Raw genomic sequence first — 12,384 nt, 5'->3', positions numbered from 1 at the left:
TCACATGAGAAGCGAAGGTGATAGAGTGATCGGAGCTTTAGAAGAAACTATTTTAATTGGGAAGAAAGCAAAAATACCTGTTCATATTTCCCATCTCAAGACATCTGGTAGAGACAACTGGTGGAAGATTGATGTAATTTTAAAAATAATAAAAGACGCACAAAATAAAGGGATACAAATAACAGCGGACAGATATCCCTATATTGCTTCTCAAACAGACCTTGATGCTTTCTTGCCCTCATGGATAATTGAAGGAAACAGAGAGGATATTATAGAAAGACTAAAAAACAAAAATGTAAGACTCAAAATTAAAAAATATTTTAAAGAGCGAGGAGAAGATTTTCTAAACAGTCTTTTGATTTCTGATATTGCCTCTGATAAATATAAATCATTAGAAGGTAAAAGATTAGGAGAAATTGTTACCCTTGAAAATGCTGCTCAATTTACATGTGATTTATTGATTCATTCAAATCTTATGGTAGGAGTAATATATTTTGGAATGAGTGAAGAAAATCTTGAAAAAATTTTATCTCAACCTTATGTTATGATAGGCACTGATAGTTCTGCCAGATGTACAAGCGGAATTACCAGAAATGGTAAACCACATCCAAGAGGATTTGGTAGTTTCCCGAGATTTATAAAAAAATATATTTTAGACAAGGGATTATTAAAACTTGAGGAAGCAATAAGAAAAATAACATCTTTACCAGCACGAACCTTCAGGATTGAAAAAAGAGGAGTTATAAAAGAAGGCTATTTTGCAGATATTGTTATCTTTGACCCAGCCGAGATTGAAGACAGAGCCAGTTTTGAAAAACCATTCAATGTTTCAAAGGGAATTAAATATGTTATTGTAAACGGAGAAATTGCTGTATTGGAAGGCTCAATGACAGGGAGAAGAAACGGAAGAGTTCTTTTATGAAAATTGTTGGAATCACATGTAGCATTGATGAAAAAAAACTTTATCTAAACAGGGATTATACCACAGTTATTATTAATCTTGGTTTTATTCCACTAATAATCTCGCCTGATATGATAGAAAAAATACTAACTCATATTAATAAAATCTCAGCCTTGATAATTTCTGGAGGAGGAGATATAAATCCTAATTTTTATGGAGAAAAAAATAAAGCCTGTAAAAATCTTGTGCCTGATGAAAGAGTTTTATCAGAAATGAAACTTCTCAAAGCATTTATTGAAACAGGGAAACCAATTTTAGGAATATGTTATGGAATGCAACTTATGAATATATTTTTAGGTGGGAATCTTTACCAGAATATTGAGACACAGATAAAACATAGTTCAGATAATCATGAAATTCAAGTAACTGATAATTTTTTATTTGAAAAAGGGCAGTATATTGTAAATAGTTCTCATCATCAGGCTATTAAAATTTTAGGCAATGGACTTGAAATATTTTGCATGGCAAGGGATGAAGTTATAGAAGGTGTTTATCTTAAAGAACATCCTTTTTTTGTCGGGGTCCAATGGCATCCAGAAAGACACATGGGAGAAATTTCTTTAAACCTTTGGAAGAGTTTTGCAAAAAAGATAAAATAGAATATGAGTCCATCCAAAAAATATAGAATTTCTCTTGAAAGAAGCTTTTACATCTGGATTTTACTACTTTTTATTGGCATTCTGGGTTATCTTAATTATCAAATACTTAAATCTTTTTTTGCTTCTGCAGGGTGGGCTATAGTGATTGCTTTAGTGTTTCATCCTGTTTTTGATTATTTAAAAAAATTTCTAAAATACAGAGGACTTACAGCTGTAGTAACGATAATTTTAGTAATAGTTCTTTTTCTTTTCCCCTTTGTCTATGTTTCTTATCAGATCATTCTTGAAGCAGGAGAACTCATAAAAGGCGTTAATCTTCCTGAGCTTATAAATGAAATAATGTCTCACCCATTACTTTCAAAAATTCTTGAGAAATTAAGTTTTATTACAGGAGGTGACATTGCATCACTTGAGATTATAATTAAAAATGAACTCAGCGGATTATTGAAAGAAGGGGCACTTAGAATTGCTCATGGATTTGGTGATATACTGAGCCTTTTTCTTAATTTGATACTGACTTTTTTTATTGCTTTTTTCTTTCTGAAAGATGGACATCATTTTGTAAAAAAAATTGAAGAATTCTTGCCTTTCGCGGAAGTTGATAAAACTTCTATCAGAAATCAAATTAGAAATATAATTTATACAACTTTTTATGGTGGTATTTTGATAGCCATGCTTCAGGGAACAATTCTTGGAATAACTTTTTATTTTCTTGATATGCCTTCATCAACACTCTGGGGCTTTGCAACTGCGGTTGCGTCCTTCATACCTGTTTTAGGAGCTTTTGCTGTATGGGGACCGGCTTCTATTTATTTACTGGCTAAGGGATTAATTATAAAGGGGTTGATTCTTGCAATGGTAGGAGCATTTATAATAAGCCTTATTGATAATGTTTTGAAGCCTCTAATTATAAAAGGCAAAGTTAAATTGCCCCTTATATTTATATTTCTTTCTGTTCTTGGTGGAATTAAAATTTTTGGACTTATTGGTTTTATAATTGGACCTCTTGTTTTTAGCCTTTTTGTCTCATTCTTAGAAATTTTAAAGAACTTTATAGGAGGTAGTGAAAATGTTTGAAAGGAAGGATTTAGAAAAACTTGAAAAATTTAATTTTAACGATGCTTATGTTGTAAGCCTTTTTCTTAATGTTTCTCCAAATGAAAGGAAAAAACAGGCTTACTTATCAAAGTTTAAAAATCTTGTAAAGAGTTTACCAGAAAATATTCAGAATGCTTGCAAAGATGATCTTGGCAAGATGGAAGCTTTTTTACAAAGTGAAAGAGAATCTTTTAAAAAATCTATTGTTATTTACAGTTGCACGGCTAAAAACCTTTGGATAAGATATGATTTAAATGTAGAGCTTAAGGATGATTTAGTTGTTGATAGAACTCCTTGTACAAGCCCTCTTTTTGATTTACTTGATAATTATCAGAAATATGGCGTTCTTCTTGTTGATAAACGCGCAGCCAGAGTATTTTTAGTTTTTCTGGGTGATATTGAGGAATACGGAATGGTTCAACATGAAGATGTCCCGGGAAAGCACAAAAAAGGTGGATGGTTTGCTCTTGCAGAAAAAAGATATGAAAGACATATTGATTATCATGTAAAGATGCATCTAAAGGATGCAGTTGATAAGTTTGATAGCTTTCTTAAGGATAAAAATATCAGAAGACTTATTGTTGCAGGGCCTGACGAGGCGATTTCTGAATTAATGAATATACTCAATGATGAAATAAAGCTCAAAATAGTGGGAAGAGCAAACATTGAAAAATATGCTTCAAAAGAAGAGGTTTTAGAAAAAGTAATTCCAATCGTTGAAGAATATGAAAGGTCTAAAGAAAAAGAAACAGTTTCTGAGCTTATTACAAGGTCATTGAAAAATAATAATGCAGTTATGGGAATTGATGATGTATTTAAATATCTGAGAGATAGAAGAGTTATGAAACTCGTTATCGCAAAAAATTACATAGTAGAAGGTTTTATCTGTCAGAATTGTGGATTTGCAACAACTCAAAATGTTGAATGCTGCATGGAATGTGGAGGTTGTGTTATGAAAAACGATAACCTTGTAGAAAAAGCTACAGAGATGGCAATTGAGCAGTCTGCTTTAGTTGAAGTTATAAAAGATGAAAAAGACAGACAAAGACTTCTTGAATATGGTGGTATAGGAGCTTTTTTAAGATTTTAAATATTCTCGTAAATATTTAGCAGTATAGGAGTTTTCAAGTTTTAAAAATTCAGTGAGGTCGCCTTCATAAAGAAGGTGGCCTCCTTTATCTCCACCTTCAGGTCCAAGGTCAATTATCCACTGAGCCTCTGAAATTACCTGAAGATTATGTTCAATTATGATTACTGTTGCTGATTTATCAAGCAATCTTTTTACGATGTTAAGAAATTTTTTAATATCTTCATAGTGTAGTCCAACAGTAGGTTCATCAAGTATATAAACAACCCCTTTAAGAGTTGATTTTTTTCCTGTGATAGAACTAAGAATTTCTTCACAGATTTTAATTCTCTGTGCTTCTCCTCCAGAAAGAGTTGTTGCAGGCTGCCCTAATCTGAGATAACCAAGACCTAATTCTCTGATAAGATTTATTTTTTCTCTTAAAATGTTATCCTCATAAAAGAATTCATAAGCTTCATCAAAACTCATTGACAGAACTTCATGTATGTTTTTATCTTTATATTTTACTTCCAGCACTTCTTTCCTAAATCTTTTGCCTTCACAGTCTTCACAGGGCAAAAAAAGGTCCTCAAAAAAAAACATCTGAACTCTTATATAACCTTCTCCCTTACACTGAGGGCAATAACCCTGTGGACTGTTTACAGAAAAAGCTCCTGAAGAAAATCCTCTTAGTTTAGCTTCTTTTTGAGAGGCAAAAATATCCCTAATCTTACCATAAAGTCCAAGATATGTAACGGGCATGGATTTTGGTGTTCTTCCAATAGGAGACTGATCAATGAGTTTTATTGCTTTAATATTTTTTACACCTTCAATGTCTTCAAAAGCAAGAGCTTTTTGAGTATCTATTCCGAGCTGATTTGCCACCGCTTTATAAAACGTATCAACTACAAGTGAACTTTTGCCAGAACCAGAAATTCCTGTTACTACTGTAAGGGCATTCATTGGAAAATGAACTGTTATATTTTTAAGGTTGTGTCCATGAGCATTTTTCAAAGTGATGAAATTTTTAAATAAATTTTTATAATTTTTAATTGCAAGGCATTCAGATTTTTTCAGGTAATTAGCCGTAACAGTATCAAGATTTAAAAACTTTTTTAATTCTCCAGAATAAACCACTTCGCCTCCAAGACTACCACCCCCAGGTCCAAGTTCAATTAACCAGTCTGCATTTTTGATTACATCTTTATCATGCTCAACCACTACAACTGTATTTCCATACTCTGTAAGATCCTTTAAAACTGCAATAATTCTGTCTGTATCTTTTGGATGAAGTCCTACAGTTGGTTCATCAAGAACATAAAGAGTTGCTGTAAGCCTATTTGAAAGCTGATTTGATATATTAAGCCTTTGATATTCACCGCCAGAAAGAGTTTTAATTTGCCTATCCAATGTTAAGTAACTCAGTCCTACTCTTTCAAGAAACTCAAGTTTTTCAGAAATCTGCCTTAAAGGTTCTTCTGAAATTTTTGCTTCTTCCTGAGAAAGCTTTAATGATTGAATCCATTCTTTTAGTTGGCTTATGGACATAAAATTTATATCTCCAATGTCCAATCCATTTATTTTAAACATCAGTGCGGTATCTTTAAGTCGCTTGCCTTTACAATGAGGACACACAACAGGTTTCCTAATTCTTGAAAGGAAAACTCTTACATGAACCTTATATCTCTTCTTTTCAAGTTCTTCAAGAAAATCGTTCACTCCATAGAAATATTGATTTCCTGTAAAGATGAGATTTTTTTGCTCTTGAGACAGCATTCTATAAGGAATATTTACATTTATACCTGAAAGCTTTGCTCCTTTTAGAAGTTGCTGTTTCCACCATTTAAGTGTTGGTTTTTCCCATATCTCAATAGCTCCTTCAGCAAGTGAAAGCTCTTTGTCAGGAACAATGATGCTTTCATCGTATTTTAAGAGATAACCAAATCCTTTACACTGAGGGCATGCTCCATGCGGATGATTGAATGAAAAAAGAAGAGGAGAGGGTTCTGAGGTTTTCATTCCGCAATAAGGACATATTGGTTCAGAAAAAAAGTGAAGCAAATTAGCATCTTCAACAATATAAATCTTTACTTGACCCATCCTGAATGCTATCTCAAGTGAGTCATTGAGTCTTGAAGCATTGCTGAGGACTAATCTATCAACGATTACCATTTTCAATTTTTCATCAGATTTTGTGAGTTCTTTTACTATGGGATTGTTATTTTCAAATATCAAAACTCTTGAAAATCCAAGTTGAATAAGTTTTTCTTTAGATTCGTCAGTTTCAAATACTATGAATGCTCTTTTGCCAGCATATTTTTCTAAAAGTTCCTGGGTAAGTTTTGAGGAATTCCATGATTTTATTTCTTCATTACATTTAGGGCAAACAGGTTTTGCTACTTTTGAAAAAATTATTCTCAGATAATCATAAATTTCAGTATGAGTTCCAACAGTTGCCCTTGAGCCTTTAATCGGATTTCTCTGCTCAAGTGCTATTGTAGGTCTTAAGTTATCAATCAGATCAACATCAGGTCTTGGAAGTTTTTCAATGAAAACCCTTGCATAACTTGACATACATTCAATAAATCGCCACTGTCCTTCAGCATAAATCGTATCAAAAGCAAGAGATGATTTGCCAGAACCAGAGATTCCAGTTATTACAGTTAATTTGTTATGAGGAATGATAACGTCTATATTCTTTAAGTTATTTTGTCTGGCTCCTTTTATTATGAGATAGTCTTCTTTTCTGCTATTGTGCATCTTTTATTCTAACTGTATGATAAAATATTAAATCAATATTGTTTGAGGAGGTGTAATAATGAAGCTTAATCCAGAAAAAGAAGCAATTGAAACTGTCGCAAAATTAATGCTTATTTCAGCAAGGACAGCACCTAAAGCAAAGGGAGATGATGAAATTGTTACAGGAATTGTATCCCAAGAAGAAAAAGAAGCAATTGCTCAGGAGATGGAATTAATTGGGCAAAAGGAAACTCATAAATTTTTCAAAAGAGATGCTCAAAATGTAAGGGATGCTGAAGCAGTAATACTTATTGGACTTAATTTTACAAAACCTGCAGGAGTAAACTGTGGAGCATGTGGCTATGACTGTAATACAATTCTTAAGCAAAAAACATTTAAAGTTGAATATTCAGGACCTATATGCACAATAAGAGCAATAGATTTAGGAATTGCAATAGGTTCACTGGTTTCTGTTGCCAAAGAACTCGGAGTTGACAATAGAGTAATGTATTCTATAGGTGCTACTGCTAAAAAACTTGGACTTATGGATGCTCAAATAATACTTGGTATTCCTTTAAGTATAAAGGGTAAAAATATTTTCTTTGATAGAAAGCCTGTTTAAGTTCTAATTGAATTCTTCAGTTTATTGATTTTCAAGGGGGTTATAAAAAAGTTCCCTCAATGTTTTATTGAACAATTTTTTATTTATCTCCATCTGTGAGTCTGAACTTTTCCCTGCCATGCCTGTCATTCCGAGGCTGCGTAAGCAGCCGAGGAATATCCTCCATTTTTCATAGGACGCACTCTCAAAATGACTGTCATAAAAAATCTCCATTTTTTTGTAAAAAAATTGATATAATTCAATTGGAGCATGAAGCTCTGAAAAAAAACCTCATGAAGGGGTTTAAATCCCTATGAAAGGGAGGTGCTGAAGATGATTAAGAAAGTTTCAGGGAAGCCAATGCCTACCTGTAAGTGCAAAGGTTCCTGCTAATTGAAAAGGGGGAGAATTTCTCCCCCTTTCTTTATTATTCCAGAGTGTGCCATAATATTTTATGCGTTATATTTTATTGTTTGTTTTTATTTCATTTTTTTTTATGCCTTTTTCAGCAACTGCTGAAGAAGAAAATGTCTATTTTAATTTTATGGCTGGATATTATGCCAGTATAAATGGAGATTTAAATAAAGCAATTGTCTTTTACAAAGAAGCATTAAAAGAAAATCCTCAATCAAAATTTCTAAAAATAATTTTAGCTGATACTTATTTAAAAATTGATGAACTGGAAACAGCAAAAAACTATATTACTGATGTATTAAAAGAAGATACCGAAAATATAGACGCTTTACAGGTGCTTGCTTCTGTTTATGTAAAAGAAAAGAAAGTTAAAGAAGCTATTGAAGTTTATGAAAAGATTCTTCAACAATCACCAAATAAAATTGAAATGCTTTCAAAAATTGGAAATTTATATCTTATCTCAGGTATGTATGATAAAGCCATTGAAACATTTAAAAAAATACTGAAAGAAGACTCAGAAAACATAATGGCTCTGCATTTTCTTGGGATAATTTATATTGAAAAAAAGGATTTTAAATCAGCACGTGAAAGTTTTAAGACAATTCTTAAGCTTAATCCTGATTATGAACCTGCATATACAAATCTCGGAGCAGTTGAAGAACTTGCGGGTAACTTGAAAGACGCAGAACTGTATTTTAAGAAAGCATTAGAACTAAATCCTGAAAATCTTTTTGCAAGAGAACGTTTAATAAACCTGTATCTTTCTCAGAAGTCATATAAAGAAGCGATAAAAGAACTTGAAACACTAAAAGAACAAAAATCAGAGTCAGAACAGATTCATGAAAAACTTGCACTGCTTTATTTGCAAATAAAGCAGTATGATAAAGCTACTGAAGAGCTTGAATATCTTCTTTCAAAACATCCAAAAGATTTGAATCTTATGTATTATCTATCTTTAATCTATATTGAAACAGGGAAATTAAGTGAAGCAGAACATTTATTAAAACAGATTATTTCAATAAATCCAAAACAGGTTAATGCTTTTCTGAATCTTGCTACAGTTTATTTAAAACAGAAAAAACTTATAGAGGCTTTAAATATATACGATGAGATTCTTCAGTTTGCTGGTGATGTACCTGAAATTTATATTTATGCTACAGAGACTGCTATGGATTTAAAAGATTATCAACGGGCAAGACAATATATTGAAAATGCTTTGTCAAGGTTTCCTGAAAATCCAGATGTAAATTTTATAGCAGGAGTTGTGTTTGATAAACTTGGAAAGTTTGAGGAAACTGAAAAATTAATGAAAAAAACTTTGTCTTTAAAACCTGACCATGCAGAAGCTCTTAATTATCTTGGTTATAGTTATGCTGATAGAGGTATTAATCTTAAAGAAGCACTATCTCTGATACAAAAAGCAGTTCAATTAAAACCAAACAATGGATATTATCTTGACAGTCTTGGATGGGTTTATTTCAAACTTGGTGATAAAAAAAATGCTTTGCAATATCTTCTTGAAGCGATAAAATATGTAAAAGATGACCCTGTTATTCTTGAACATCTTGGAGATATATATAAAGAGCTTGGTAATTATAAAGAGGCTTTACAGACATGGCAAGAAGCTATGAAGTATCATGAAAAAGAAGAAGGTTTAAAAGAAAGATTGGAAAAAAAGATAAAGGAAGTCCAAGCACTCATAAAAAAATAATGCTCACCTGCAAGGCATTTGCAAAAATAAACTGGGCAATCTCAGTCCTAAAAAAAAGAGACGATGGATATCACGATATTATTTCACTAATGCAAGCCATTGATTTGCATGATACTCTGATTTTTAAATCTTCTCAGAAGATAGAAATTGAAACAGATTTACTTATAAAAAAAGAAAACAATTTAGTATACAAAGCAATTAAAGCTTTGCAGAATTATACGGGAATAAAAAAAGGAGTAACTGTTATTCTTAAAAAAGAAATTCCTTTAGGAGCAGGTCTTGGAGGAGGGAGTTCTGATGCAGCTACTACTTTAAAAGCTTTAAATGAGTTATGGCAACTTAATCTGGATATAAAAACATTACATGAAATAGGTGCTTCAATTGGCAGTGATATACCTTTTTTCTTTTATCTTCCAATCTGTATTGTTGAAGGAAGGGGTGATGTAGTTAAACCTTTAAAAATTTCAAAATCTTATACACTTTTATTAGTTAAACCTGATTTCAGTATTTCTACAGAATGGGCATATAAAACTTTAGATTTAAAAACTGAATTGACAACAGAATATGAAAAAATAAATAATAATATTTGGCAATTATATAATCATCTCTACAGTGGAGATGTTGATAATTTTTATTTATGGAATGATTTAGAAAAATCTGTTTTAGAGAAATATCCTGAAATAGATAAAATTAAAAGAAAACTAATAGAAGCTGGAGCGAAAAGCAGTCTCTTGAGTGGAAGTGGCTCTACAGTATTTGGTTTATTTAACAATAAAACAGATGCTCAAAAAGCTTTAAAATTTTTTGAAGGATACTGGTGCAGGGTAGTTCAGACCCTTGTTGAACCCTTGAAATGAGATGAATAATATTGAAATATTTTAATTTGGGGAGTCGCCAAGTGGCAAGGCAGCGGATTTTGGATCCGCCATCCGCAGGTTCGAATCCTGCCTCCCCAGTAGATAAACCCTCAGAAAGAGGGTAATTTTATTTTTAAGGAGTTGAGAATGCCTGATGGTATCAAGTTGATAACAGGAAATGCAAATCCTGAGCTTGCAAAAAAGGTTAGTGATTACTTGCAAATTCCTTTAACTGAAACCATGGTTAGCACTTTCAGCGATGGTGAAATAATGGTCCAGATCAAAGAGAATATTAGAGGCTCTGATGCATTTGTTATACAGCCTACTTGTACTCCTGTCAATCACAATATTATGGAGTTACTTTTAATTATTGATGCATTAAAGAGAGCATCTGCTGGAAGAATTACCGCTGTTATTCCCTATTATGGATATGCAAGACAGGATAGAAAAGTTCAGCCTAGAGTTCCTATATCAGCAAAGTTGATTGCAAACTTAATCACAGTTGCTGGAGCAAACAGAGTTTTATCTATTGATTTACACGCAGGTCAGATTCAGGGATTTTTTGATATTCCTGTTGACCATCTTTTTGCGATTCCAGTAATTTTAGATTATTTAAAGAAAAACAATCTTTTAAACAACATTACTGTTGTTTCGCCTGATGCAGGTGGAACAGAAAGAGCAAGAGCTTTTGCTAAAAAAATTAACGCACCTCTTGCAATAATAGATAAAAGACGAGATGCTCCAAATGTTTCAAAGGTGATGCATGTTATTGGAGAAGTTAAAGATAGAGATGCTCTAATAATTGATGACATGATTGATACAGGTGGAACATTGGTCCAGGCTGCAAATGCCTTGAAAGAAAAAGGTGCGCAAAGAGTATTTGCTGCATGTACTCATGCAGTGCTTTCGGGTCCAGCAATTGAAAGGCTTAATAATTCTGTGCTTGAAGAAGTTATAGTTACTGATACAATTCCTGTTTATGATAAAAAAGATAAATGTCCAAAAATAAAAGTTCTTACTGTTGCTCATCTTTTAGGTGAAGCAATAAAAAGAATACATGAAGAAACTTCAATAAGTTCATTATTTGTATAAGGAGGAGAGGTAGGATGGAAAAATTTATTCTAAATGTAGAAAAAAGAGAAAGAACAGGAAAAGGTATTGCAAGACAGTTAAGAAGTAAAGGAATTATACCCTGCGTGATTTATAAAAATGGACAATCAACTCCTGTTCAGATACCTACAAAGGAACTTTACACATTTATGAATATTGCTACGAGGGAAAAATTATTTGTCACTCTTAAACTGGATGGGCAAGAAAAACAGGCAATACTTCAGGATTATCAAGTTGATCCAGTAACTGGAAAACTTTTGCATGTTGATTTTATGGAAGTAAGCGCAACTGAAAAAATTAGAGTTACCATTCCTGTTGTTCTTATTGGTGAACCTATAGGAGTTAAACAGGATAAAGGAGTTCTTCAGCACGGAATTTCAGAGATTGAAATTGAGGCAATTCCCGAGAAAATACCTGGTCATATTGAAGTTGATGTTTCTCACTTAGAGGTTGGAGATGCGGTTCATGTAAGTGACATTAAATTTGAAGAAGGAATAAAAGTTATATCCAATCCTGAAGAGGTTATTGCCACAGTGACTGTGGAAGAAGAGGAGGCAGAAGTTGCTCCTTCTATAGAAGAAACTGTTGAACCCGAAGTTATAAAGAAAGGTAAAAAAGCTGAAGAAGAGGAAGAAAAATAAACAACTGAATGATTGTAATTGTTGGACTTGGCAATCCCGGTAGAAAATACGCAAAAACAAGACATAATGTGGGTTTCATGGTTGTTGATGAGTTAGCAAGAAAATATGGATTGGTATTTAAAGAAAAAAATGATTACTATATCACAGAGTGGAGATTAGAAAATAAGGATATTACTATTATAAAACCGACTACATATATGAATTTAAGTGGAACTGCTGTAAAAAAGGTTGTAAATGAAAAGATTCTGAAGAATTTGCCTGAATCTTTAATTGTAATTCATGATGATGTGGACATGCCTTTAGGGAAGATAAAAATAAAGAAAAATGGTTCTTCAGGAGGGCATAAAGGAGTTCAGTCAATCATTGATAGTCTCGGAACTAAAGATTTTATAAGAATAAAGATAGGAATTGGCAAAAACCCTTATCAAGATGTTTCAGAATATGTTTTGAGTCCATTTACATCAGAACAAAGAGCTAAAATTCAAGAAAAAATTTCTGAGGCAGTAGAGTCAATTGTTGTTATAATTAATGAAGGTGTGAATAAAGCCATGAATATTTATAACAGGTTGTGAGGATGGTCTGGTTTT

The 12,384-nt window shown here is 32.4% G+C and carries 11 protein-coding genes and 1 tRNA gene; 11 read left to right on the top strand and 1 reads right to left on the bottom strand.

Annotation, left to right across the window (positions count from 1 at the left end; all coding sequences use genetic code 11):
- The first annotated feature begins 4 nt into the window (after window positions 1–4).
- From THEYE_RS07235 to THEYE_RS07220, 4 genes are read left to right on the top strand one after another with little or no spacing between them, the layout of a single operon-like run.
- Window positions 5–922, top strand: a complete 918-nt coding sequence (locus THEYE_RS07235) for an N-acyl-D-amino-acid deacylase family protein (RefSeq protein WP_012546137.1) — start codon at window positions 5–7, stop codon at window positions 920–922.
- Window positions 919–1,560: a gamma-glutamyl-gamma-aminobutyrate hydrolase family protein gene (locus THEYE_RS07230; RefSeq protein WP_012545256.1), complete on the top strand. Its 642-nt coding sequence runs from the start codon at window positions 919–921 to the stop codon at window positions 1,558–1,560. The genes THEYE_RS07235 and THEYE_RS07230 overlap by 4 nt, the downstream gene beginning before the upstream one ends.
- Before the next feature lie 3 nt (window positions 1,561–1,563).
- On the top strand, window positions 1,564–2,637 hold the full coding sequence (locus tag THEYE_RS07225) for an AI-2E family transporter (RefSeq protein WP_012546360.1): 1,074 nt from the start codon (window positions 1,564–1,566) through the stop codon (window positions 2,635–2,637).
- A complete protein-coding gene (locus THEYE_RS07220; RefSeq protein ID WP_012546631.1) occupies window positions 2,630–3,748 on the top strand; it encodes a baeRF10 domain-containing protein in 1,119 nt (372 codons plus the stop codon). The genes THEYE_RS07225 and THEYE_RS07220 overlap by 8 nt, the downstream gene beginning before the upstream one ends.
- On the opposite strand, the gene uvrA is transcribed toward THEYE_RS07220, so the two are convergent.
- A complete protein-coding gene (gene uvrA / locus THEYE_RS07215; protein ID WP_012545482.1) occupies window positions 3,737–6,484 on the bottom strand; it encodes an excinuclease ABC subunit UvrA in 2,748 nt (915 codons plus the stop codon). The two genes, THEYE_RS07220 and uvrA, sit on opposite strands and share 12 nt — an antisense overlap.
- 58 nt (window positions 6,485–6,542) lie before the next feature.
- Between uvrA and THEYE_RS07210 the strand changes: the two genes are divergently transcribed.
- The 7 genes from THEYE_RS07210 (at window position 6,543) to pth (ending at window position 12,369) form a co-directional block, all read left to right on the top strand.
- Window positions 6,543–7,085: a ferredoxin domain-containing protein gene (locus tag THEYE_RS07210; RefSeq protein WP_012545519.1), complete on the top strand. Its 543-nt coding sequence runs from the start codon at window positions 6,543–6,545 to the stop codon at window positions 7,083–7,085.
- Window positions 7,086–7,518: 433 nt separating this feature from the next.
- The gene (locus THEYE_RS07205) at window positions 7,519–9,189 is read left to right on the top strand and encodes a tetratricopeptide repeat protein (RefSeq protein WP_164924857.1); all 1,671 of its coding nucleotides are present in this window, start codon (window positions 7,519–7,521) and stop codon (window positions 9,187–9,189) included.
- Complete coding sequence (gene ispE / locus THEYE_RS07200; RefSeq protein WP_012545467.1) at window positions 9,189–10,046, top strand: 4-(cytidine 5'-diphospho)-2-C-methyl-D-erythritol kinase; 858 nt, start codon at window positions 9,189–9,191, stop codon at window positions 10,044–10,046. The genes THEYE_RS07205 and ispE overlap by 1 nt, the downstream gene beginning before the upstream one ends.
- 27 nt (window positions 10,047–10,073) lie before the next feature.
- A tRNA-Gln gene (locus THEYE_RS07195) sits at window positions 10,074–10,145 on the top strand.
- A 48-nt stretch (window positions 10,146–10,193) separates the two neighbouring features.
- A complete protein-coding gene (locus THEYE_RS07190; protein ID WP_012546354.1) occupies window positions 10,194–11,138 on the top strand; it encodes a ribose-phosphate pyrophosphokinase in 945 nt (314 codons plus the stop codon).
- Between the two features lie 14 nt (window positions 11,139–11,152).
- Entirely contained in the window at window positions 11,153–11,797 is a 645-nt protein-coding gene (locus THEYE_RS07185; RefSeq protein WP_012546254.1) for a 50S ribosomal protein L25, read from the top strand.
- 8 nt (window positions 11,798–11,805) lie between these two features.
- Window positions 11,806–12,369 carry an aminoacyl-tRNA hydrolase gene (gene pth, locus THEYE_RS07180; protein WP_012545410.1) on the top strand — a complete coding sequence of 188 codons (564 nt, stop codon included), beginning with the start codon at window positions 11,806–11,808 and terminating at the stop codon, window positions 12,367–12,369.
- The last annotated feature ends 15 nt before the right edge of the window (window positions 12,370–12,384 follow it).

Origin of the sequence: Thermodesulfovibrio yellowstonii DSM 11347, assembly GCF_000020985.1 — a bacterium.
Taxonomy (GTDB): Bacteria; Nitrospirota; Thermodesulfovibrionia; order Thermodesulfovibrionales; family Thermodesulfovibrionaceae; genus Thermodesulfovibrio; species Thermodesulfovibrio yellowstonii.
The sequence above is the reverse complement of the archived record's forward strand: the minus strand, read 5'-3'. Positions and strand labels throughout refer to the sequence as shown.